Source organism: Nitratireductor sp. XY-223 (genome assembly GCF_004959855.1).
GTDB lineage: Bacteria > Pseudomonadota > Alphaproteobacteria > Rhizobiales > Rhizobiaceae > Hoeflea_A.
This window is the reverse complement of record NZ_SPNT01000006.1, coordinates 21,249-44,914: the sequence shown is the minus strand read 5'-3', so window position 1 is coordinate 44,914 and position 23,666 is coordinate 21,249. Positions and strand designations below refer to the sequence as shown.

Annotated in this window: 23 protein-coding genes; 5 read left to right on the top strand and 18 right to left on the bottom strand. The window is 60.7% G+C overall.

Going from position 1 to position 23,666, the window contains the following annotated elements; translation table 11 throughout:
* Position 1: 1 nt before the first annotated feature.
* A complete protein-coding gene (locus E4M07_RS19420; protein WP_136660059.1) occupies positions 2-784 on the bottom strand; it encodes an enoyl-CoA hydratase-related protein in 783 nt (260 codons plus the stop codon).
* A 300-nt stretch (positions 785-1,084) separates the two neighbouring features.
* On the opposite strand from E4M07_RS19420, the gene E4M07_RS19415 reads away from it, so the two are divergent.
* Positions 1,085-2,305 (top strand): acyl-CoA dehydrogenase family protein, encoded by a 1,221-nt coding sequence (locus tag E4M07_RS19415; protein WP_136660058.1) that lies wholly within the window; start codon positions 1,085-1,087, stop codon positions 2,303-2,305.
* A 1-nt stretch (position 2,306) separates the two neighbouring features.
* Positions 2,307-3,188, top strand: a complete 882-nt coding sequence (locus tag E4M07_RS19410; RefSeq protein ID WP_136660057.1) for an SDR family oxidoreductase — start codon at positions 2,307-2,309, stop codon at positions 3,186-3,188.
* A 66-nt stretch (positions 3,189-3,254) separates the two neighbouring features.
* Here the strand turns inward: E4M07_RS19410 and E4M07_RS19405 are convergent, their stop codons facing one another.
* The 17 genes from E4M07_RS19405 to E4M07_RS19325 all read right to left on the bottom strand — a co-directional run bounded on the left by E4M07_RS19405 (position 3,255) and on the right by E4M07_RS19325 (position 20,061).
* Entirely contained in the window at positions 3,255-4,334 is a 1,080-nt protein-coding gene (locus E4M07_RS19405) for an ABC transporter ATP-binding protein (RefSeq protein WP_136660056.1), read from the bottom strand.
* A 3-nt stretch (positions 4,335-4,337) separates the two neighbouring features.
* A complete protein-coding gene (locus E4M07_RS19400) occupies positions 4,338-5,165 on the bottom strand; it encodes a carbohydrate ABC transporter permease (RefSeq protein ID WP_136660055.1) in 828 nt (275 codons plus the stop codon).
* Positions 5,162-6,025, bottom strand: a complete 864-nt coding sequence (locus tag E4M07_RS19395) for a sugar ABC transporter permease (protein ID WP_136660054.1) — start codon at positions 6,023-6,025, stop codon at positions 5,162-5,164. The genes E4M07_RS19400 and E4M07_RS19395 overlap by 4 nt, the downstream gene beginning before the upstream one ends.
* Positions 6,026-6,079: 54 nt before the next feature.
* A complete protein-coding gene (locus tag E4M07_RS19390; protein WP_136660053.1) occupies positions 6,080-7,381 on the bottom strand; it encodes an extracellular solute-binding protein in 1,302 nt (433 codons plus the stop codon).
* On the bottom strand, positions 7,378-8,241 hold the full coding sequence (locus E4M07_RS30015; protein ID WP_136660052.1) for an ROK family protein: 864 nt from the start codon (positions 8,239-8,241) through the stop codon (positions 7,378-7,380). The genes E4M07_RS19390 and E4M07_RS30015 overlap by 4 nt, the downstream gene beginning before the upstream one ends.
* Positions 8,241-8,927 (bottom strand): putative N-acetylmannosamine-6-phosphate 2-epimerase, encoded by a 687-nt coding sequence (locus tag E4M07_RS30010; RefSeq protein ID WP_136660051.1) that lies wholly within the window; start codon positions 8,925-8,927, stop codon positions 8,241-8,243. Before E4M07_RS30010 ends, E4M07_RS30015 begins: the two co-directional genes overlap by 1 nt.
* 82 nt (positions 8,928-9,009) lie before the next feature.
* The gene (locus tag E4M07_RS19375; RefSeq protein ID WP_136660050.1) at positions 9,010-9,762 is read right to left on the bottom strand and encodes a GntR family transcriptional regulator; all 753 of its coding nucleotides are present in this window, start codon (positions 9,760-9,762) and stop codon (positions 9,010-9,012) included.
* A gap of 183 nt (positions 9,763-9,945) precedes the next feature.
* Positions 9,946-10,935: a N(2)-acetyl-L-2,4-diaminobutanoate deacetylase DoeB gene (doeB, locus tag E4M07_RS19370; RefSeq protein WP_136660049.1), complete on the bottom strand. Its 990-nt coding sequence runs from the start codon at positions 10,933-10,935 to the stop codon at positions 9,946-9,948.
* A gap of 5 nt (positions 10,936-10,940) precedes the next feature.
* Positions 10,941-12,128 (bottom strand): ectoine hydrolase DoeA, encoded by a 1,188-nt coding sequence (doeA, locus tag E4M07_RS19365; protein WP_136660308.1) that lies wholly within the window; start codon positions 12,126-12,128, stop codon positions 10,941-10,943.
* 24 nt (positions 12,129-12,152) lie between these two features.
* Positions 12,153-13,145, bottom strand: coding sequence for an ectoine utilization protein EutC (gene eutC / locus E4M07_RS19360; RefSeq protein ID WP_136660048.1), 993 nt, complete (start codon positions 13,143-13,145; stop codon positions 12,153-12,155).
* Between the two features lies 1 nt (position 13,146).
* Positions 13,147-14,148, bottom strand: coding sequence for a hydroxyectoine utilization dehydratase EutB (gene eutB, locus E4M07_RS19355; protein WP_246660520.1), 1,002 nt, complete (start codon positions 14,146-14,148; stop codon positions 13,147-13,149).
* The gene (locus E4M07_RS19350) at positions 14,145-14,942 is read right to left on the bottom strand and encodes an ectoine utilization protein EutA (protein WP_136660046.1); all 798 of its coding nucleotides are present in this window, start codon (positions 14,940-14,942) and stop codon (positions 14,145-14,147) included. Before E4M07_RS19350 ends, eutB begins: the two co-directional genes overlap by 4 nt.
* A 48-nt stretch (positions 14,943-14,990) precedes the next feature.
* Positions 14,991-15,428 carry a universal stress protein gene (locus E4M07_RS19345; protein WP_136660045.1) on the bottom strand — a complete coding sequence of 146 codons (438 nt, stop codon included), beginning with the start codon at positions 15,426-15,428 and terminating at the stop codon, positions 14,991-14,993.
* A 15-nt stretch (positions 15,429-15,443) separates the two neighbouring features.
* Positions 15,444-16,727: a TRAP transporter large permease gene (locus E4M07_RS19340; protein ID WP_136660044.1), complete on the bottom strand. Its 1,284-nt coding sequence runs from the start codon at positions 16,725-16,727 to the stop codon at positions 15,444-15,446.
* A gap of 11 nt (positions 16,728-16,738) precedes the next feature.
* Complete coding sequence (locus E4M07_RS19335; protein ID WP_246660519.1) at positions 16,739-17,317, bottom strand: TRAP transporter small permease; 579 nt, start codon at positions 17,315-17,317, stop codon at positions 16,739-16,741.
* Positions 17,318-17,396: 79 nt separating this feature from the next.
* Positions 17,397-18,416, bottom strand: a complete 1,020-nt coding sequence (dctP, locus tag E4M07_RS19330) for a TRAP transporter substrate-binding protein DctP (RefSeq protein WP_136660043.1) — start codon at positions 18,414-18,416, stop codon at positions 17,397-17,399.
* A gap of 256 nt (positions 18,417-18,672) precedes the next feature.
* Positions 18,673-20,061: a PLP-dependent aminotransferase family protein gene (locus tag E4M07_RS19325; RefSeq protein WP_136660042.1), complete on the bottom strand. Its 1,389-nt coding sequence runs from the start codon at positions 20,059-20,061 to the stop codon at positions 18,673-18,675.
* Positions 20,062-20,126: 65 nt separating this feature from the next.
* Between E4M07_RS19325 and E4M07_RS19320 the strand changes: the two genes are divergently transcribed.
* The 3 genes from E4M07_RS19320 to E4M07_RS19310 all read left to right on the top strand — a co-directional run bounded on the left by E4M07_RS19320 (position 20,127) and on the right by E4M07_RS19310 (position 23,612).
* A complete protein-coding gene (locus E4M07_RS19320) occupies positions 20,127-20,627 on the top strand; it encodes an Lrp/AsnC family transcriptional regulator (RefSeq protein WP_136660041.1) in 501 nt (166 codons plus the stop codon).
* 114 nt (positions 20,628-20,741) lie between these two features.
* Complete coding sequence (locus E4M07_RS19315; protein WP_136660040.1) at positions 20,742-22,226, top strand: NAD-dependent succinate-semialdehyde dehydrogenase; 1,485 nt, start codon at positions 20,742-20,744, stop codon at positions 22,224-22,226.
* A 9-nt stretch (positions 22,227-22,235) separates the two neighbouring features.
* The gene (locus E4M07_RS19310; protein WP_136660039.1) at positions 22,236-23,612 is read left to right on the top strand and encodes an aspartate aminotransferase family protein; all 1,377 of its coding nucleotides are present in this window, start codon (positions 22,236-22,238) and stop codon (positions 23,610-23,612) included.
* Positions 23,613-23,666: the final 54 nt, after the last annotated feature.

Here is a 23,666-nt window from a genome sequence, read left to right as displayed (position 1 = left end):
CTCACTCCCCCGTCCATTCGGGCGCGCGCTTCTCGGCAAAAGCCGCGAAGCCTTCGCGCGCATCGGATGTGCGGCTCATATTGGCCAGCATGAACTGCGCATATTCGAGTGCGCCGTCGAAACTCATCTCGCGGATCTTGGCCAGCGACTGTTTGCCGAGCCGGATGCCGGTCGGCGACTTGGACGTCACACGCCCGACCAGCCAGTCCAGCTTCGCATCGAGTTCGGCGGCCGGCACCGCGTAGTTGACCAGTCTTTGCTGAGCCGCCTCGCCAGCGTTCATCGTCTCGCCGGTCAGGCACATCTCCATCAGCGTGCGCTCGGGCACGACGCGCAGCAGCAATGGCAGGATCATCATCGGGAACAGGCCGACCTTGACTTCCGTCACACCGATCAGGGCGTCCTCGCGCGCAACCGCCAGATCGCATGCGCAGACAAGACCGAAGCCGCCGGCAAGGGCATGCCCGTTGACCCGGGCGATGATCGGCAGCCGGCAGGCCTGCATGCGTCGAAACAGCCGGGCGACATAGTGGCGCGGATCGTCAGCTGAGATGGTGAACGGCGTGCCGTCGGCATTAAGCTGCAGGTCGCCGCCGGCGCAAAACGCCTTGTCGCCCTCACCCGTCAGCACCACCGCGCGCACCTGCCGATCAGCTTCCGCGGCATCCAGGGCCGCGGCTATGCCCGACGCAACCGCCTCGTTGAGCGCATTGCGACGCTCCGGCCGGTTGATGGTGATGGTCAGCACGCCGCCTTGCCGGGCGGTCCGAACGACATTCTGCAAATGATCCTCCCTGCGCGCTTTCAGCCGTGGGGCCGTCAATCACGCTTTCGCCTAAAATGAATTAGACTCACTTATTTTGTCAACTTCGAATTTGCAGAATCTGTGAAAATTTTGAGGCGGATTCAATTTTTTCTACTAAACATCTGTTTTTATGTTATTTTAATTACCAAATTTTCCGAAAAAATATCTTCTAGACTAGGTAAATTAAATTCACTAATATCCAGTCACGTTCATTAAGCCCGGTTGCGACGCGGACAGTTGCGGCGGTAAAATATGGGCTTCAAAGGGAGGAACAAGCCAATGACCAGCGCCGCGGCGACCGACTATCTCGCCAACTTCGACGACGGAGGAACTTTTGATCTGAATGCCGAGCAGCGCGAGATCCTCGACCAGGCCGACCGCTATGCGCGCAACGAGCTCTATCCCCTCTCGGAGAAGATGGATGCGGAGGAATGGTGGCCGGACGATATTTTCCCGAAGATGGGGGACGCGGGCTTTTTCGGAATCACCGTGCCGGAGGAATACGGCGGGGTCGGCATGGACCTCGTCACGTCCGGCCTGCTGGTCCAGGCCTTCGGGCGGTGGAACCATGCACTGGCGCTCAGTTGGGTGGCACATGAGAACCTGTGCCTCAACAACATCTATCGAAATGCCAATGAGGAACAGCGCCGCAAATACCTCCCTGACCTGTGCTCGGGTCGCAAGATCGGCGCGCTTGGCCTGACGGAACCGGGTGCCGGCTCCGATGCGCTGGGATCCATGCGCACCACCGCGCGCCGCGATGGCGATCATTATGTGCTCAACGGCACGAAGATCTACATCACGAACGGTCCGGTCGCCGATGTCGTGCTTGTCTATGCCAAGACCGACAAGGAGCGCGGCGCGCACGGCATTTCCGCCTTCATCGTTGAAAAGGATTTTCCCGGCTTCGAGGTCGCCCAGAAACTCGAAAAAATGGGGTACCGCGGCAGCCAGACGGCGGAGCTGGTCTTCAACGATTGCCGTGTTCCGGCGGAAAACCGCCTCGGCGAGGAAAACAGGGGCGTTTCCATCGTCATGAGCGGCCTCGATCTCGAACGCTCCATGATCGCGCCGATTTGCCTCGGCGTTGCCGAGCGCGCGCTGGAACTGTCGATCGAATACGCCCAGACCCGCAAACAGTTCGGCAAACCGATCGGAAGCTTCCAGATGGTGCAGTCGATGATCGCCGAAATGTATGTGGCGGTTGAGACGATGCGCACCTTCACCTACCGCACGCTCGCCGCCGCCGCGCCGCTGGAAGTCGGCGGAGGCGGCCGCGGCGACATTCACATGCTTACGGCCGCATCGGTCATGTACGCGGCTGAGGCCTGTCACCAGGTTCTCGACAAGGCGGTGCAGGTCCATGGCGGAGCGGGTTACATCTGGGAATCCGAGATCAACCGGCTCTACCGCTCCAACAAGCTGCTGGAAATCGGCGCGGGAACGACGGAAGTCCGGAAAATGATCATTGCCGGCGAACTGCTGAAGGATGTCCTTTGACATGGCGAACGACAGCAAAACCGGAGCGCCCGGTTCGTCGGAACAAATCGGCCTCGACGACGATGCGCTGGCGACCAGTCCGACGATCTATGCGCCCGATGCCTTTGCCGGTCACGTCGTCCTTGTCTCCGGCGGCGCCGGCGGGATTGGCCGCGCAACGGCCTGGTTGCTTGGACGCCTGGGCGCACGGGTTGTCATTGCCGGCCGCAAACGGGACCGCATCGACGCATTGGTATCGGCGCTTGCGGAACGCGAGATCGCCGCAAGCGGCATTGTCGTAGATATCCGCCGCCCCGAATCGGTCGATGCCCTGTTCGACAAGGTCTGGGAGACGCAGGGGCGCCTCGACCTGCTGGTCAACAGTGCCGGCGGGCAGTTCCCGCAAGCGGCCATCGACTTTTCGGAGAAAGGCTGGAACGCAGTCATCGACACCAATCTGAACGGCACCTGGTTCATGATGCAGGCGGCCGCACGCCGCTGGCGCGACAGCAAGCAGCCGGGCTCAATCGTCAATATTGTCGTCGTGACACGCCACGGCCTCTACGGCGTCGCCCACACAGTTGCCGCGCGCGCCGGTGTCATCGGTCTGAGCCAGAATCTCGCCGTCGAGTGGGCACCGCTCGATATCCGCGTCAACTGTATTGCGCCCGGCGCCATCGAGACCGAAGGCTGGAAGGTCTATACGCCGGAAGCGCGGGCACAATATTACCGGTCCAATCCGATGATGCGCACCGGCAGCCCCTGGGAGGTCGCCGAAGCCTGCGCCTATCTCGGCGGTCCAGCCGCCGGATATGTCACCGGTGAAGTGTTCCATGTCGCCGGCGGAAGCCAGCATTGGGGCGAGACCTGGACAACGGGCAAACCCGACTATTTCCAGGAATAGCCGCTGCACGGCTGAGGGTATTTCTTGTTACATGAGCAACACCGGACCTTCTGGCCGGCTCAGTGGTTACCTTCGAGCACCCGGGCCAAGTTCAACGCGCTGGCCGCGCGCATCGAAGAAATGAAGAGCTTCGGTCGGAAATCCAAGGCCGATCCGCTTTCCCTCAGCCAAACCGGACACACTGGGCGCCAAGACCGAGAGGTCCCCGATCGGTCCCGCGTCGACGACAAGGTTCAGCACGGATCCATGGTATTCCCGCAGTTTGACCGTCCCCGTGATCGTCGCATCGGCCTCGTCGGTTACTGCGATCTGTTCGGGCCGAATTCCAACCTGCCTGATGGTTTCGGAGTTGCCCTCAGAAAGCGCGAGGCATCTATTGCCGGGCAGCTTGATGTCACCTCTTCCGGTGCCGGATGCTTCAATCACATTCATTTTTGGGCTTCCGAGAAATTGTGCGACGAACGTGTTGCCGGGACGCTCGTATAATTCCTGCGGACTGCCGACCTGCATGATCTGCCCCTTGTTCAACACGACAATGCGATCGGCAAGCGTCATTGCCTCCACTTGGTCATGCGTCACATAAATCATGGTGGCGCCCAACGATTTGTGAAGAGACGCTATCTCAATTCTTGTCTCGCCGCGCAGCGCGGCATCCAGATTGGACAGGGGTTCATCAAACAGGAAGGCTTTGGGCTCTCGTACAATCGCCCGTCCGATCGCAACACGTTGGCGTTGGCCACCCGACAATGCGGATGGTCTGCGATCCAGGTATTCTTCGAGTTTCAGCATTCGCGCCGCCTCGGCGACTTTCTGTTCAATCAGATTCTTGGGTTGTTTTGCGGTCTCCAGGGCAAAGGCGATGTTTTGCCGGACGGAAAGATGCGGATAGAGCGCATAGCTTTGAAAAACCATGGACAGATGACGATCGTAGGGCTCAAGCCCGGTGACATCTTCGTCGTCGATCAGTATCCGGCCTGAAGTCACACCTTCGAGCCCTGCTATCATGCGCAGCAAGGTGGATTTCCCGCAGCCCGACGGTCCGACGAAAACGCAAAATTCGCCGTCCTCCACCGTAAGCGAAACTGATTTGATCACCTCCAGTGCAGTGAAGGACTTGCAGACATTTTCCAGCGATACTCTCGACATCCCTTATCCCTTCACTGCTCCGGAAACCATGGATCCGGAGATCCTGCGGTACATGACCAGACCCAGAATCAGCGGTGGCAGAGCCGCCACAACCATCACGGCGGCGGCAACGCCCCACTGAACGCCACCTCCAGAGGTCGCGAAGAAGAACGACGCACCGACCGTCATCGGCACCGCTCGCTGAGTGGTCAGGATCAGACCAAAGAGGAATTCGTTCCACGCGGTGATAAAGCCGAAAACGAACGTGGTTATGAAAGCGGGACGGCACAGAGGCAGCACAACCCGCCCGATGAGGCGTGGCAACCTGGCTCCGTCCATATGCGCGGCCTCCTCGAGTTCAATTGGAATTTCCGCGACCGCGTTGACCAGCAGCATGAGTGTCAGTGGCAGGTTGACGATGGCAAGGACCAGCCCGAGACCGATCCGCGTATCGAGCAGATACGCAACGGAGAACATCAAATAGAGCGGCACCGCGAAAATTATGAGCGGCAAGGCACGCAGGTTGACGATAAGAGGGAACAGGAGCGCACGCCCATAGCCTCGCCGTACCATTACCCAAGCCATCGGAAAAGCGACAAGCATTGGCAATATCGCACCGATCGTTGCCGCCGAAAACGAATTCCACAAATAGTGATAGACATTCAGACGATCACTTACGGTGAGAACGGTCACAAAGTTCTCAAGCGTCGGGCTGTCAACCACAAGAGACGGATTTCTCGAGATCTCGGAGGGAGATTTCAGTGCTGTTATGAACGTTGCGATCACCGGAAAATTCATAATCAGCGCAACAAAGGCGAAGACGATCCATCTGAGGGCCAAGTGTAATTTCATTGGCTCCGCCTCATCAGATACTGCCCGAGGGCGAGAACAAGAAATGCCACCAGAAACAAGAGGATGGCGGCCGCCATTGCCTTCCCTATTTCGCCTCGCCGAAGGAACGTCTCGTAAATGTAGATGGACATTGATGTCGTGGACCCACCCGGTCCTGCTCCAACCAGGGTGTAGATGTTGTCGAACACGCGAAAACCATCGATGAATCTTATGAAACCGGCAACGAAGAGCGTTGGCAGCATTTGCGGTAATTCGATCTTCCAGAACATGCGCCACGGGCGCGTTCCGTCGACGGACGCTGCTTCACGAATTTCCTGCGGGATTGCCTGGTACGCCGCCATGAAAAGCAGAAAAGCGAAAGGTGTCCACTGCAGGGTCTCGACAACAATGATGGTCTGGAAAACCGTCTTCGCGCTCAAAAAAGACGGGGACCAACCGAACCATTGATAGAAATAGAACGGTATCGGTCCCGCAAATTCGTGAAGCACCAGCCGGTACATCAATCCCATCATTGCCGGCGCCACAATCATTGGAATGATGAGCACCGCGACCATCCACCCGTGGTTTCTGATCAGAGGCGCCAGATAGACGGCCAGAAACAGACCAAGTGCACATTCGAGAAAAGCCGTGATGACCGCGAAGCGCAGCGAGAACCAGGCCGCATTCCAGAAACCGATGTCATTGAGAACGAGGTGAAAGTTCTCCAAGCCAACGAATGTTGGTGACATCAGGGCCTGAAAGTTCGCCTCGGAAAATCCGTAAACGACGCTCAGGACAACGGGGAAACCCAAAAGCGCCAGCAGAAAAAGAACGACTGGGCTGGCAAGAACCGCATTTTCCTGGCTTGAAGAAAGGCGCATCGAGGAATCCCGGGAGTGGGGCCGGCCGGGAGGATGAGCCGGCCCCGAGGCAGTCTACTTCAAAAGCTCGTTCATGGTTGCCGAGATATTGCTCATCGCATCATCAAGGCTCTGGGTGCCTGCCCAATAGCCGGTGAACTCCTTGGCCTGCGCTTCGTAGACCGAAAGCGCATTCTCGGACGTTCCACCGTTCATGACGAAACCGTAGTTGGAGGCATAATCGCCAACCTGAACCAGGTCCGGGCGTTCTTCCGCCAATTTTACCACGGTTTCGCCTGCCAATCCGGGTGCACCACCGGAACGCGCATAAGCCAGGGCAGCCTCTTCGGTGGAAAGCCAGTCGAGAAATGCCCTGGCACCATCCTTGTTTTCGGCCGCCGCATTTAGCCCGAGCCCGAGCCCGTGGATATGGGTGAACCGTGCTTCGGGACCGGTCGGTGGCGCAACTGTTTTGGTTTCAGCCTGCGCGCCCTTCAGTTCGCCTGCGGCTGCATTCCACTGCACCATTGCGGCAACCTGCCCGGCGGAATAAGCCGCATTCGCCTCGGCGTATTCGTAAGACGTGGAATCTGCAGGGGTAGCGCCGGCATCGTACAGCATCTTCACTGTTTCAAGCGCGTTCCGGTAGGCTTCGGAATCCACCGTGATGTTTCCGGCATCATCCATCCAGTTTGCGCCAAAACTGCGCGGCCAGGAGTGGAAGACCATCATGTTGAACAGCAGGTTCTTCATCTGGATCACCGTGCCGTAACGCGTGGGGCTGTCCGGGTTCACGGACTGGCTGAAATAGAGAGCGTTCGCCACAAAATCCTGCCAAGTCCATTCGTCGGGGTTCTTGGGTTCCAGGCGCACACCCAGATATTCTTCAGAAATGTCACCGTAACGAGCCTTGGCGGCATCGTCTGCCATGAGCGCGTCGATCAGGTCGCTTCGATAATAGAGAAAATGCAGCGAGAGATCGGTCGGGACGCCGTACTGCGCACCATCAAACTGCATGGTCGACAGAACGGTGTCGCCAAACACCGCGCTGGCTTCGCCCGACAGCGTGATCGGCTCCATATACGGCGCATAGCGACCAATCGAATAGGTTGCGATCAGGTTGGCGTCAAAGGCATTGCTACCGGCCGCCAAATCGACCTGGAGCTTGTCGAAGAAACCGTCACGCGAGGTGAACAGAAGTTCTACCTTGTCTTCTTCGGCAACATCGGACTTGGCGTTGTAGATTTCTGCAACAGCGCGAAGAGCTTCTTCTTCAGGACCACCCGGCCAACCGAGAACAGTTACTTCCGCTTGCGCGGCGCCTGCGGAAAGCACCGATAGCGCGGCAGAGCATATGAGCATACGCGATATCGTCATTTTCTAATCTCCCTGGTGTTTTTCAAGTTTGCGAGTGCGGCGATTCCCAATACACCTGCATTCGCCCCCAGCGCCGCACGGGCCAGGGTCGATGAAACACCAGCAGGCAGAATTTCAAGTTTGGCTTTCACCCGCGGCAGATATCCGGGTGCCAGACCCACGCCGCCGCCGATGACAATGACGGCTGGATCGAAAATGAGCTGCAGATTGCGGCAAAGCCCAGCAATATGGGCCGCGGACTCATCAATGATATTTTTCGCCCAGGCTTCACCATTTGCCGCTGCCGCAAAAACTTCCGGCCCCCCTGCGGAGTGACCGCGCAGGGCTGCCTCGTCGGCAATCCAGCTTCCTGAGGCGGTGTCTTCAAGCAATGCGCCACTTTCGGATTGCAGCAATCCAAAATGTCCCGCGATCCCCGACTGCCCTTGAATGAGCCGCCCATCGATCACCGCACCACCGCCAATACCGGTTGAGACGGTTAAAAAGACAGTGTCGGTCTGGTTTCCAGCCCCGAAGCAATATTCACCCCAGGCCGCAGCCTGAGCGTCATTACAGAGCGTGACCGGCACGTCGAAGACAGCCGCAACCCGACTTTCGAGTGGATATCCATCGGGAATATCGAGAGTCCTGGGGTTCATCGCGGACCACAGACCCCCGTGAACCTTGCCTGTAACGGTTACGCCGCAGCGGTCGAATTCACCGCGCCAGCGAGCAGCCAGCTCAGCGGCCTGAGACACCCAGCGATCTGGCCCGTCGCCGCGCGAGGTCGGCACCGTGCCGGATTTCAACACCTCTTTCCCCCGGACGAGCGCAGCGAGAATTTTCGTACCGCCAATATCAATGGACAACGTGGCAGACATCAGCGGTCACCCGTCCTTCCAACACCTGCCAACGCATCCGCGAACCAGGTGGTGATATGCTCCGGCCGCGTGATAGCAGACCCGACCACAACGGCGTCCGCGCCCTTTTGCCGGGCAAGGACAGCGTCCTGAGGTCGCTGGTATCGACCCTCTGCGACGGTAAAACGTCCAAGTCGCGATAGGGCGGCCACCAGCTCCAGATCCGGCGCGCCGGGAACCGGTCCGCCAACATACCCGGACATTGTCGACCCGAGTATTTCGCAGCCCAGATCGGCGGCTCTTTGACCGTCCGTTGAACATGAGCAATCGGCCATCGCCATTGCTCCTGCCTCACAAATGGTTTCGACCAGGTTGGAAACTGGCTCAGGCCGCGCTCTGTCGGTGACATCAAAGGCAACAATGTCCGCGCCGGCCGCCGCTATTTCACGTGCCTGAATCGCATGAGGCGTGATCCGGATCGGGCTGTTGTCCAGATCCTCCTTTATCAATCCGATCATCGGCGCGTCGGTGACCGCTCGCACGGCCTTGATATTCTCGATCCCCTCAACCCGCAAACCTCGCGCGCCGCCGTCAAGCACCGCCAGCGCATAGGCTGCTATGATGTCAGGGCGGTCAAGCGGCCCGCCAATGACGGGCTGACACGAGACAATCAGGCCTCCACGCAGCTGCTCTAGGATTGATGGCACATCGATCTCCCCAACATAAGGTCAGATCAAATACCAGTTTAATACCAGCATGCAACAAAATTATAACTGGTATGTACCAAATCTAATTCTGCAGCTCGGCCGAAAAATCGTACCGATCGCCATTGTAACGGGTTTCCGTAAACTCGACCGGCCGGCCGTCTTCAAGGAAACAGCGGCGCTCTACGATCAGAAGCGGCGATCCGGGTTCCGCCTCCAGCAGCTCGGCGTCCGCTTTTGTCATGATGCCCGCCCGGATTCTTTGTACTCCACGCGCTGGCCCTGCACCCGCCGAGGTCAGCGCGGCATATAGTGAGTGTGTCACCAAATCACTGTCAGGCAGGAACGAACTTGGCACCGCGGCCCGTTCCACGGCGATCGGGACACCATCCGCCAGGCGAACACGGACCAGCCGGACCACAAATTCCGAGGGCGATACACCAAGCGCCATGGATTCTGCCGGCGTAGGGTTGACGGTCTTGCGCGAGATCCAGCGCTGTCCCGGCTCCATTCCCCTCGCTTTCAATTCATCGGAAAATCCGGTCAGAACCGACAGCGGTTTCTCAAGTCGCGGTTTGATTGACGTTCTGGCGCCCTGCCGTCTTTTCAGGAATCCTTCGGTTTGCAGCTCATCAAGCGCTCGACGAACCGTTACCCTGCTCATATCGAGTTTTTCAGACAGTTTCCTTTCGCTCGGCAGATGGGCCGATTCAGACAAGGCACCTGACTTCAACGCACCAGACAGCGCGAGCGATAGCCGGCGATACAGCGGTTCGCCTTTGTTGGAGTTCTCCAGATGTTTGATGAGATACAGATATAGATCCGAATAATCACGCATAACTGGTCCTATCGCATGGGCCTTGGTAGATACCAGTTGAATCATCGGACGGCAAGGGCGCTCAGGTGGGACTGAAGACGAAGGGATACTGCTCAGGAGGCGCTTCGCGACTAAAGCAGCGCTCTGCCGGTAGCATCAGATGCTGCTGATCAAACTCCAAAGAAACAGAACTGGTAACCGCCGTCAGGACCTGACGCCAACGACCGCCATGCAGTCGCCGGATTTGATCAGTCCTGGAAAATGCCGCGATACCAGAATACCGGAGCGGCGGGCGCGGTATTCAATCGGCGCCCGGCCCGTGCGGTCGACCGGCCAGACCCGCGCGACGATATCCCCTTCCCCGACGGGATCTCCAAGATCAAGGACCGGCTCGATCAGCCCATCATCCTCGCAGAACACGAAGCAGCCGGCATCGGGCATATCGAGCATAATCGACGGTTCGATTTCCGGCTCGCCCGGCATGATGCCGGCGTGTTTGAGCACGTTTCGCACGCCCTTCTTGGCGATCGCGATCGAGCGCGCCGTCGCCGTCCCGCCACCGCCGAGTTCGGTGGTGACGAATACTTTTCCCTGCTCCTCGACGGTTGTGTCGTACATGCCGGCGCTGTCGATCTCGAGAAGCATCATCGTATAAGGCGCGTTGAATGCCTTGACCGCGGCGAGACAGGCCGCCTGCTGATCCTTGTTTGCCAAGACGTGGGCCGATGCAAATGGGACAAAATCAAGGGTTTTTCCGCCCGAGTGAAAGTCGAGAACGACGTCGGCCTGGGGCACGAGCCTTGTGGCGAAGAAATCGGCGATCTTTTCCGTCACCGTGCCGTCGGGGCGTCCCGGAAAGGAACGGTTCATATTGCCACGGTCAATGGGCGATGTGCGCAAGCCGGCGCGGTACGCCGGGTAATTGAGCGCCGGCACAATGATCACGCGGCCCGTTATGTGCGCCGCGTCCAGATTGAGCGCCAGGCCCTGCAGCGCGACCGGGCCTTCGTATTCATCCCCGTGATTGGCGCCGGTCAGCAGCGCGGTCGGCCCGTCGCCGTTCTTGATGACCGTGATCGGGATCATCACCGATCCCCAGGCGGAATCGTCGCGGCTGTACGGCAGGCGCAGGAACCCGTGGTTTTTTCCCTCGTCATCGAGTGCAATGGTCGGTGTGATGGGATTGGCCGACATGACCACTACTCCTTGACGAACAATCTGCGCGGAACGTCGGCGAGGCACCGCGGCCCGCGTTTGCCGATGACGATGCTTTCGGTGATTTCGAAACCCCAGCCGTCCATCCAGAGCCCGGTCATGAAATGGAACGTCATGTTTTCCCGCAGCTCGGTCCGGTCGCCGGCGCGCAGCGACATTGTCCGCTCGCCCCAGTCGGGCGGATAGGACAGGCCGATCGGATAACCGGTACGATTGTCCTTCTCGATCCCGTATCTGTTGAGCACCGCAAAGAATGCCCTGGCGATGTCTTCGCAAAGGTTGCCTGCGCGCGCCACCTCCAGCCCGGCCTCCATGCCTTCAAGAACCGCCATTTCCGCGTCGAGGAACGTCTGCGTCGGTTTTCCCAGAAAGACGGTGCGCGACAGCGGGCAATGGTAGCGTCTGTAGACGCCGGCGATCTCGAAGAAGGTGCCCTCGCCTGTCCGCATGGGCTCGTCGTTCCAGGTCAGGTGCGGCGCCGATGCGTCCGCGCCGGACGGCAGCAGCGGGACGATCGCCGGATAATCCCCGCCAAAGCCGCGCGCCTCGTCATAGCGCAGGCCGGCCTCATAGATATCGGCGGCGAGATCGCACTTTCGGTAGCCGGGTGCAGCCTTTTCGAAAATGACGCCGTGCATGCGCTCCACCAGCCGCGCGGCGTTTTCCATATAGGCAAGCTCCTGCTGCGATTTCACTGCCCGCTGCCAGTTCACAAGGGCGGTGGTATCGACGATCGACGCGTTCGGAAGGCCCTTTTGCAGCGCCGCCAGGGCGGCGGCCGAGAACCAGTAATTGTCCATCTCGACACCGATGCGTTTGCTGCCCCATCCACGCGCGGCAATGCGTTCGGCGAGATAATCCATGGGGTGACGCTCGGTCGACTGCACGTAGTGGTCGGGATATCCGACAATGTCTTCCTGGCTCAGATAGGTCGTCCGCGCCGCGCCGTTGGCGTCCTGGCCGCGGCCGAACCAGACAGGATCTTCGCCGGGGCCCACCAGCACGCATTGATGGACATAGAATGACCAGCCGTCATAGCCCGTCAGCCATGCCATGTTCGACGGATCGGATACGATGATGACATCAACGCCGGCGGCCTCCATGGCTCGGCGCGTCTTGGCCAGTCTTTGGGCATATTCATCGAGGCTGAAGGGGAGCGACGCAGCAGGCATACTCAGGGCTTTCATGTGTGCAGCTCAGTTCTCGAAATCCGTACCGGCATTGCCGGCCTCGGCGCGTTGACGGGCGAAGGTTGCAATGGCGGTGTCCTGAACGCCGGTTCCGGTCAGGTCGGCTATGGTGATGGCATCGGCATCGCGCCGTCCGGGCGCTTTTTTTGTGATGATGTCCCCCAGTTCGGCGAACGTGGCATCCGCGGCGACGATCCCGGCTGCTATCGCGCTTCGGAGTTCGCCAAGGGCACGGGTCTGGGGCAGCCTGTCCGGCACGTAGAGATCGGCACGCTCGAAACAGGCCGGCTCGAGTTCGTTCTTGTGGTCCTGATCGGAGCCCATGGCGGTGATGTGCTGTCCCGGACGCAGCCAGTCCGCACGAAGAACGGGCGTGGCTGCCGGTGTTGTCGTCACGATGACATCGGCTTTTGAGATGGCGTCTTCGGCGTCAACGGCAGCCGAAACAGCAATACCCAGACGATCGCGGACGCGGACTGCCGTGCGCTCGGCCTTTTCCGGATCGCGTCCCCAGATCGTTGCCCGCTCGATCGGGCGCACGAGGCAAAGCGCCTGGAGCTGCAGGGCGGCCTGGGTTCCGGCGCCGATGATGCAGGCCGTGTTTGCGTCGGGACGCGCCAGATGCCGCGCGGCGACCGCCCCGGCCGCGGCGGTCCTGACATCGGTTAGATAGCCGTTGTCGAGCAGCAGGGCCTCGACCATTCCCGTGCGGGCGGCAAAGAGGACCATCAGTCCCGACGTGCTCGGCAGTCCCAGCTTCGGATTGTCGAAAAAGCCGGGAGAAATCTTGATGGCGAAGCTGTCGATGCCCGGCACATAGGCGGTCTTGACGTCCACCTCGCCGTTGAAGGGTCTGATCGCCATGGACAGGATCGGAGGCATGACGACCCCGCCGCCCGCAAGGGCCACAAACCCGCACTCGACGCAGTCGATGGCGTCAAGATCGAGGGCAACCGCCGACCGCAGTACGGCTTCGGTCAGGATCCGGATATGCGCCATCTCACGCCGCCTCCTTCGAAACATCGACGTCTTCGCCGCTGACAATCCGGTGGTGCTGGTTCAGGTCGATGTTGCCGCCGCTCAAGATGGCGACAACAGGACCGGCGGCCCGGACCTTGCCGGCAAGGATCGCCGCGACGCCGACGGCGCCGGACCCTTCGACAATCTGCCGCTCCTTCCAGTAAAGGTGCCGGATTGCGGCCGCGATTTCCGTCTCGCTGACGAGCAGAAGATCGTCGACGAGATCGCGGGTCATGGCGAAGGTCAGTTGATTGTCGAGGCCGATGCCGCCGCCGAGTGAATCGGCCAGGGTCGGCAGTTCCTCGACCGGGACCGGCTTGCCGGCCTTCTGGCACGCATACATCGCCGCGCCGCGCTCCATGGATACGCCGATGATGCGAACCCCCGGACGCTGTGCCTTGATCGCCGCCGCGACGCCGCTGATCAGGCCGCCGCCGGACACCGGCACAAGGATGGTCCCGGCGTCCGGAACCTGCTCGAGCAGTTCAAGGCCCAGCGTTCCCTGCCCGGCAATAATATCCCGTTGGTCGAAGGGCGGGATCATGACCATGCCCTCGTCCCGGACCAGGCGGTTGACCTCTTCCTGCGCTTCGTCCTGGGATTTTCCGATGATGCGAACGTCGGCGCCCTGTGCGCGAATGCCGTCGATCTTCGCCTGTGGCACCAGGCTCGACATGCAGATGATGCACGGCACCCCCGCCGCGCGGGCCGCATAGGCCAGTCCGCGGCCGTGATTGCCGGTTGAAACGCCGACAACGCCCCGTGCCTTTTCGCCCTCCGACAGGTTGGCGACGGCGTTTGTCGCTCCGCGCAGCTTGAAACTGCCGGTGACCTGCGTGTGCTCTAGCTTGAGATAGACCGGCGAGCCGGCAATCTCTTCCAGCGCCGCCGACCGGTCAACCGGCGTCAGCCTGATGGTTGCGGCAATTGTCTTGCGTGCCGAACCGATTTCCTCCGGTCCGACGACGGGCTCCGTGCTCAAGCAGCTTCTCCGTTGTGAAAGTTTGTAAGCGGTTGTTCGAACAGACGGCCACATCCCGGCGGCCTGTGATCCTGCAGGCCGCCCAAACGGGACAAGACCCATGCGCAGGCCTGGTTCGATGTCACCACCGGCTTGCCGGTGCGCGCCTCGATTTCGGCAATGGCCCCGACTGCCTTGAGAGCAGTGCAGGAAACGAACAGCGCATCGGCGTCGTCCGTATCGACGGCCACTGCCGCATCGACAATCGTCGAGACGGAAATGCGCGCCATGTCGCGGTCGTCCTCGAGACCGAAACAGTGCGCATTGGTGACGGTGAAACCGTGGCGCGTGAAATAGTCGACCATTGGCGCCGCGGTTTTTTCAAGATAGGGCGTGAGCATGGCGATCCGGCGCGCACGAAGCGCGGAAAGCGCGTGGCGGGCGGCGAGCGTCGGCGTCACCACCGGAACATCCGGGCGCGCGCGGTTGATCGCGGTGGTGATTTCCGCGTCGCCGATCGTCACCGAAGCGGCCGTGCAGCTGTAGCAGATGGCGCGCAGGTCCTCGCCCGGCGCAATCAGGTCAGCCGCCTCGGCAAGGCGTGGCGTCATCTTGCGAAGATTCTCCGGTGTCGTCGGATTTTCGTAGGCAACGCGAGAGACGTGGATGGAAACGGTGTCGAGCGGCAGCAGGCGATAAAGGTCCCCCTCGCTGGTCAGGTCGGTCGAAAGCACGATCAGGCCGAAGCGGATCTCGCCGGCGCGGTCATCCAGCTCCGGTGCATGGTTGGAGCGCGAAACACGATCTGTGGTCATCTATACGCCATCCTTCATCGATACCTGCCGGGTCCGCAACGGCCGGCGCTAAACCACGAGCACCGGGCAGCTTGCAAGGCTTGTGACCTTGTGCGAGACGCTGCCAAGCAGGAAGCCCTCCCCGTCTCCGAGGCCGCGGCTTCCGAGCACGATGAGGTCGGCCTCGTGTTCCTGGGCCAGCTTGACCAACGACCGCGCCGGCTGCCCGCTCTTGACGAAAGCGCGAACGTTCCCGGCTCCTTCGGCCTGCGCGAGGGTTTTGGCCTCCTCGGCAATTTGCTTTGCGTGTCCGCGCAGTGCGTCATCCAGGTTCTCCGGCTCCTCGGGCCGCACCATGGACATCGAACCCTCGAGCATCGAGTGGTGCCGGAAGATGGTGACGATGTGCAGCTCGCCGTTCCAGGTCTTTTGCAGCCCGGCGGCGATCTTCAGCGCCTTTTTCGATCCTTCCGAGCCGTCACAGGCGGCGATGATACGCGTGAACATGTGCCAGGGCCTCCTTTACCGGAATGCAAGATCGCGCAGGAACAGCGCTATCTGCGGAAAGAAAATCAGAGCCACCGAGACCCCCAACAGGAGGACCGTGAACGGGAAGATGCCGCGGATGACCTCGACATAGGGCCGTTTGAAGATCGCGATCGCCGTGAAGATGTCGCAGCCGAATGGCGGCGTCGCGGATCCGATCGCCACCTGCAGCGTGATGATCGTTCCGACAAGCACGGGATCGAGGCCGACGGACTGGACCACCGGCGCGAAGATCGGCACCAGGATCAAAATGACAACGATCGGGTCGACGAACATGCAGCCGATGAAGAAGGCAACGGATATGACGGCGAGAACGCCCTTCGGTCCCATATCGGCGACACCGACCGCCGCCAGGATCTGCTGCGGTACCTGGGCGAATGAGATCACCCAGGAAAAGGCCGCGCCGGCGCCGACCAGCACGAACACAACCGCCGTGATCAGGCCCGTCGACTTGGCGATCCGGTAGATATCGGCCGGCTGCAGCGACCGGAAGACGATGAATTCAAGGATCACGGCGTAAAGGACGCAGGCCGCCGCGGCCTCGGTCGGGCTGAACACGCCGCCATAGATACCGCCGACGATGATGACCGGGAAGCCCAGCGGCCAAACCGCTCTTTGCACCGAGATGAGGCGCTCTTTCCAGCTTACCCTCGGCTCCGTGGGAACGCCCTTTATCGCCGCGTAGATCATGCTGTAGGCGGAAAACAGGACGAGCAACAAGAGACCCGGCCCGATTCCGGCGATGAACAATTCGGCGATCGAGGTGCTTGAAATGACACCGTAGATGATCATGCCGATGGAGGGCGGTATCAGGAAGGCGATATCGGACGCGTTGATGATCAGGGCCAGCACGAAGGAGTCCTTGTAGCCGGCCTTCAGCATTCTCGGCCGCAGGGGCGAGCCGACCGCGACGACGGTTGCCTGGGTCGAGCCCGATACGGCGCCGAACAGCGTGCAGGCGGCCGCCGTGCTGACCGCCAGCCCGCCCTTGATGTGGCCGACGAAAGTCATGACCATGTCGATCAGCCGGTTGGCCGACTGGCCGCGCGTCATGATGTCCGCTGCAAGGATGAACATCGGAACGGCAATCAGCGAGGCGGGCCGGATGCCGGCCATCATCTGCTGGACCATGAAGTCCATCTTGCTCATGTCGCCGAACATCATCAGGAAGCCGACGAACGTGGCGGCAATCAGCGGGATCATCATCGGAAAGCCGAGGAGCAGGAGCACGACCATGATGAGGAAGATTGTAATGGCCATCGTTCCGCCCCCTAGACTTCCAGCTCATCGTCATCGTAGCCCTCGAGCACCTGCGTCGAGAGATAGATATCCTTGGCCGTCATGTTCTTTACCGCCGTCAATGCGTATTGCAGGCCCGTCATGAAGAATCCGACGGGCACCCACAGGAATATCCAGTAGACAGGCAGTTGCAGGGCCGGCAGAACGCGGCCGGAATTGGCGACCTTGGTGATATAGCCGATCGCGAAATAACACAGCGCGAACATGGCCAGGGCCGTTACCGCCGCGATCAGGACCATAAGGTTCTTGCGCATACCGGGGGGCAGGGCGTCATAGATGGCGGACATGCGGATGTGCCTGCCCTGCCGCGCGGCATAGCTGATGCCGGCGAAGGTGATCAGGATGATCAGGATCCGGTTCAGTTCCTCGGAGAAAAACAGGCTGTGCTGGAGCACGAAGCGGCCGACGACATTGGCGACGGTGTTGAGTGCCATCAGCAGAACGCCGGCGGCCAGCATCACGGATTCCAGATGGCTGACGGCGACATCGACCGTTCCCAGAAAACCCGGGAGCGCCGACGAATGTGCCGACCTGTCGGTGATATCGTTCACGCTTCCCTCCCAGTTGACGCAAGGCGCGGCCCGGAATTCATCCCGTTGAATCCCGAAGCCGCGCGCTCACCGTGCGCCGTTAGTTCTTTGTTGCTTCCAGATCCGCCTTCAACTGGTTCAGGATAGCCTTGCCGCTGTCGCCGGTCATCTCGATGAATTTGGCTTCGACTTCCGCTGCCGCTTCCTTGAAGCAGCGGCGCTGCTCTTCATTGAGCACGGTGACGGTCATCTCGGGCTTGGCTTCGAGGATCTTCTTCAGTTCCTGGTCGGCGAGGCCCTTCTGGTAGTCGACAATGAAATCATACGCGACTGCCGCGGCATCCCGGACGACCTTCTTGTCCGCGTCGCTCAGTCCGTCGAAGAAGTCCTTGTTGGCCATCACCGCCGTGGTGAAGTTGTTGTGGCCGGCATAGGTGATGTGATCCGTCACCTCGTAGATCTTCGTCGAATAGAGGAAGAAGGTCGGGTTTTCCTGGCCCTGGATGATATTGGTCTGAAGCCCGCCATAGACCTCCCCCCAGGGCAACGGTGTGGGTGTCGCACCGAAGGCCTTGTAGGATTCGACCAGCAGCGGGTTGGTCATGACCCGGAACTTGACCTCATTGAGATCGGCACAGCCGGTCACCGGCGACTTGGTGGTCATCGCCACCTCGCCCTCCGGGAACATGACGAGCAGTTCCAGGCCCTTGTCGGCATAAAGCGCGGTGAAGTCCTCGTTGATCGCCTTGCTCTGCTTGTAGAAACGGCCCAGATGTTCCTGGTCTGTCGGGAGGAGATAGGGCACGAAGAACACCTGGGCCTCCGGGATCAGCGCGCCGGTAAAGCCCGGCGACTGGTCGACGAACTGAAGGATACCGGCCTGGGCCTGTTCCATGATATCGGCGGATTCACCCAGCGTGCCGTACGGAAAGAGCTGAATGGTATGATCGGAATTCTTCTCGATTTCCTCTTTGAATTTCTGCGCGTAGACGCCCTGAACTTCGGTCAGCGACTCTTCGAATGCATATTTCCAGTTGGCGGCTTCGGCAGCCGCGATACCTGAGACCAGGATGGCCGCGGCAGCGGCACCGCTCAGGAATTTGCGAATTGCGGTTTTCATAAGTGAGCTCTCCTCTAGAAATCTGGCGGTTGCAGCCGGCCCTGGAACAGCAGTTCCGGCAGACCAGCGGTTTTACGTTTGAGACTTGCGGCCGTTGCCTGGTGCAACGGCACGCACGAGAACGCTTCCCGCTTTGTTATGGTTTCGAGAAACTGAAACAGTGACAATCGAGAGTCAATGTAAATATTAAATCATGACAATTATTTCAGGCGTGGCGCCCTGCCGGTACACGTCGATGTGGCGGATACGGCGATTTCTAGTAAGCGAGCAGGACCGGTTCGGGCTGACTGCGAAGCAGGCGACAGATCATTGTCAGGCCCCTTTCCAGGTCCTGCATTGATTCAGCCCCGAGGCAGATCCGTATGCCGGGCTCCGGCGAGACCCCGGACACCGCGAAGGACGACCCCGGCCCGACCGCCACGCCGTTGCGCGACGCATGGGCGACAAACTCTTCTTCCGTCCAGCTTTGCGGAAGCGGCAGCCAGATATGCATGCCGTTCTCGCTGCCGCAGTAAGGGATCCCCGAAAAAATGCGCGCGGCGAGCCGGTTGCGACGTCCGAGGGCCTTCTTTTGCCAATCGAGCAAGCGCTCCGCCGTGCCATCGGAGATCCATCGTGAGCCGATCTCGGCCATCAGGGCCGTCACCATCCAGTTGGTGACGAGATGCCGGTTCGCCGCGGCGGCCTCGAATGTTTCCGGCACGACGAGAAATCCGTAGCGCAGCCCGGGCATGATGCACTTGGTCAGGCTGGTGAAATAGAAGGTGCGCTCGGGGGCAAGCGCCGCAATCGGCGGCGGCCTCTTGGCCTGAACCGGACCCCATGCATCGTTTTCGACAATCAGCACGTCCCGTTCACGGGCGATGGAGACCAGTTCCGAACGGCGTTCCTCGGACATGGTCGTGGCTTTGGGCGCAAGCCCGGTGGGCATGACGAAAAGCGCTTTCACAGCCTCCCGGTCGCAGGCCTGCGCGAAGGCAGACGGGACGATGCCTTCCTCGTCGATGGCCAGTCCGCGCAGGCGAAGACCCAGATAGCGCACCAGCGGTTTGAGTGTGTGATGCCCAAGCTCCTCGGTAACGACGAGTTCGCCGGGATTGGCGGCCGTCATCAGCGAAATGGTCATGGCCGATGTGTTGCCATTGGTCAGCAGCAGGCTCTGGGACTGCATGCGCAGCCCGCACAGCCGCAGCCATTTCAAAGCCGCTTCCCGGTAGCGGTGCAACAGCCGCGACGGACGGAAGGACGAGATGACGGGGCTCGGCATGTCGGCGCTCAAGGCCGCCAGGGCCTCGCTCATCGCATCCTGGTGCAGGGGCTCGAAAACCGGCTTCAGCATCGAGCAGTCGATGATCTCGCCGCGCTGGCTTTCAGGCAGGAACGGTGTCCTGGTCTCGCTGCGTTCCGACCTGATGAAGGTGCCGCGTCCCACCTCCCCGGCAATAAAGCCCCTCCGGATCAACTCGTCATAGGCGCGGCTCACCGTCTGAACGCTGAGACCGAGATCATAGGCGAGGTTGCGATGCGTCGGCAGGCGATCGCCGCCGCGCAGTTCGCCTTCCTCGATGGCGCGGATAACGGTCTCGGCGAGCGAGCGGTAGGCGGGACGCTTCAGGTCCTCGGGACGGGGTGGCCATATTGTCATGATTTATTGATGGACTTTTTCGAGACAATTGACAAGTCGTTTATGCTGGCCCATTGATGATTGCCATGAACACCGTCAAACTGGACGCACGCGATATCAAGATCCTTGCTGCCCTTTCCCGCGAAGGCAGAATGTCGAAAGCCGCGCTGGCGCAGAAGGTGAATTTGTCGGCGACACCCTGCTGGGAACGGCTCAACCGCCTGGAAAAGGCAGGCGTCATATCCGGTTACGGCGCCAAGATCGAACTCAAGCGCATCGCATCGCATGTTTCGGTTTTCGTCATGGCGGAACTGGAAAACCACCGGGCCGAAACTTTTCAGACCTTTGAAAGGGCCGTGGCACGCCACGACGAAATAACCTCTTGCTGGGCGATCGGGGGCGGGTACGACTACCTGCTTCAGGTGATCACGCGCGACATCGACACCTATCAGCGGCTGATTGACACCCTCCTGGAAAGCGGAACCGGCCTCGCGCGCTATTTCAGCTATATCGTCACCAAGCCGGTCAAGGCATCGCCAATGCCGCCGTTCGACATCCTGCTGCCAACGCTGGCGGAGAAGGACTGACGGAATTGGAAGGCAACAAAAGACGTTTCGTCTTGGCGGCCTCCGTATTTTGAAACGAATCCTCTGCGCCATCACGGCTAATCTGCGCCAAATCCCTCCAGCGCGAGAAACCCCATGTCGGACACGCTTGCTGAACGCCCCAAGGTTCCCTGGGACCTTTCCCGTCCCACGCTGTTGCGCAGTTTCGCCTATGTGAACGGGCGGTGGACCGCCGGCAGCGGCGGCGAGACTTTCGCCGTCACCAATCCGGTGGACGGCGTGCATTTGGGCGACGTCGCTTCGCTAACCGCTGCCGACAGCGTGAACGCCGTCGACGCCGCAGAGGCTTGTTTTGCGCGATGGTCTTCGCTGTTGCCGCAGCAGCGCAGCGCCATGTTGCGCCGCTGGTTCGAGTTGATCCGGGAAAGCAAGGAAGATCTGGCGCGCATCATGACGCTGGAGCAAGGCAAGCCGATTTCCGAGGCACGCGGCGAAATCGACTACGGCGCGTCCTTCGTCGAATTCTTCGCCGAGGAAGCCAGGCGTCCGAACATCGAGAGCGTCACCTCGCATCTTCCCGATGCCGAGGTCGAACTGTGGCGCGAGCCGGTCGGCGTGGCGGCGCTGATCACGCCGTGGAACTTCCCATCCGCCATGCTGACGCGCAAGGCGGCAGCCGCCCTTGCGGCAGGCTGCACGGTGGTTGCGCATCCTTCGAGCGAGACGCCGTTTTCAGCGCTCGCAATTGCCGAACTCGCCGAGCGGGCAGGCTTTCCCGCCGGCGCCTTTAATGTGGTGACCGGCTCCGCTTCGAGGGTCGTGGAGCCGTGGATGTCGGACCCGCGCGTGCGCGCGATTTCGTTCACCGGTTCGACCGGGATCGGCAAGCTGCTTTACGCGCAGGCCGCCCAAACGGTGAAACGCCTGGTGCTCGAGCTGGGCGGGCACGCACCCTTCATCGTCTTTAGCGACGCCGATCTCGACCGCGCGGTGGACGAGGCCGTCAAGGCAAAATTCGCGACCTCCGGCCAGGACTGTCTCGGCGCGAACCGGTTTTTTGTCGAGCGGCCGGTCTATGAAAAATTCTGTGCCTTGTTCGCTGAAAGGACGGAACACCTGACCATCGGGCCCGGGCTGGACGATCCCGATATCGGCCCGCTGATGAACGGCAAGGCCCTCGCAAAGCAGGAAGAACAGGTCGGCGACGCCGTCGAACGGGGCGCCCGGGTTCTGACCGGCGGCGGCCGGCATGGCGACGACGGGCTGTTTTTCAAGCCGACCGTGCTTGCCGACGTGCCCACCGATGCACGCATCATGCGTGAGGAGACCTTTGGGCCCGTCGCCGCGATTGCCCCATTCGACAATGAGGACGAAGTCCTGCAGCGCGCGAACGACACGGAATACGGCCTTGTCGCCTATCTTCACACCCAGGATCCGAGGCGGATCTACCGCGCTAGCCGGACGCTGCAGTTCGGCATGGTGGCGGTCAACCGGACTAAGGTCACGGGCGCGCCGATTCCCTTTGGCGGCATGAAACAGTCCGGCCTCGGCCGGGAAGGATCACGCCTCGGCCTCGAGGCGTTCACCGATGTCAAATATGTCTGCCGCGACTGGAGCTGAGGAAATAAAATGCTGAAGAACGATCATCTCGACCAGTGGGACCGCGACCACTTCTTTCACCCGTCGACCCATCTCGGGCAGTTCGCCCGCGGCGAAGCGGCCAACAGGATAATCACAGGCGGCGACGGCGTCTACATCGAAGACCGCAACGGCAAGCGCCTGCTTGACGCCTTCGCCGGGCTCTATTGTGTCAATGTCGGCTACGGGCGGCGGGAGATTGCCGATGCGATCGCGGACCAGGCGCGCGAGCTGGCCTACTACCACGCCTATGTGGGTCACGGGACCGAGGCCTCCATTACGCTGGCGAAGATGATCGCCGAGCGCGCGCCGGCGCGTTTGAACCATGTCTATTTCGGGCTGTCCGGCTCGGACGCCAACGAAACCAACATCAAGCTTGTCTGGTACTACAACAATATTCTCGGCAGACCGGAAAAGAAGAAGATCATATCGCGCTGGCGCGGCTACCACGGATCCGGTCTGATGACCGGATCGCTGACCGGCCTTGAGCTGTTCCACAAGAAGTTCGACCTGCCGCTTGATCAGGTCCTGCATACCGAGGCGCCCTATTTCTTCCGGTGCCCCGATCCCGCGATGTCGGAAGGCAATTTTGTCAATCACTGCGTCGAGGAGCTGGAAGCGCTGATCGCGCGCGAGGGAGCCGAGACAATCGCGGCCTTTATCGGCGAACCGGTGCTTGGCACAGGCGGCATCGTGCCGCCGCCCGAAGGCTATTGGCCGGCGGTCCAGTCGGTTCTTAGGGAGCACGACATTCTGCTGATTGCCGACGAGGTCGTCACCGGTTTCGGGCGCCTGGGAACGATGTTCGGTTCGGCACACTATGGACTTGAGCCCGATATCATAACGGTTGCCAAGGGCCTGACCTCCGCCTATGCGCCGCTTTCCGGTTCAATCGTGTCGGACACCGTATGGACAATCCTGGAGGAAGGAACCGACGAAAACGGGCCGATCGGCCATGGCTGGACCTATTCGGCACACCCAGTCGGGGCTGCGGCAGGCATCGCAAATCTCGACCTGATCGACCGGCTTGGATTGGTCATGAACGCCGGCCAGACCGGCGCCTACCTGAATTCGACCATGCGCGAGGCCCTGTCAGGGCACCCGAATGTGGGGGAAGTCCGGGGCGAAGGCATGCTGTGTGCGGTGGAATTCGTCGAGGACAGGGCCGACCGCCGCTTCTTCGACCCCGGCCGGAAGGTCGGCCCGTCGGTCGCCGCGGCCCTGTTCGACCACGGCGTCATCGCACGCGCCATGCCGCAGGGCGATATTCTCGGCTTTGCGCCGCCGCTGTGCCTGAGCCGCGAAGAGGCGGACATTATTGTCGACAAGACCGCAAGAGCGGTCGTGGAGGTGCTGGGGGCGGGTTAAAGCGCCAATTGGCTGCCGGTGGCGTTGACCGCCCCGAGCTGCCGCAGGGAGGAA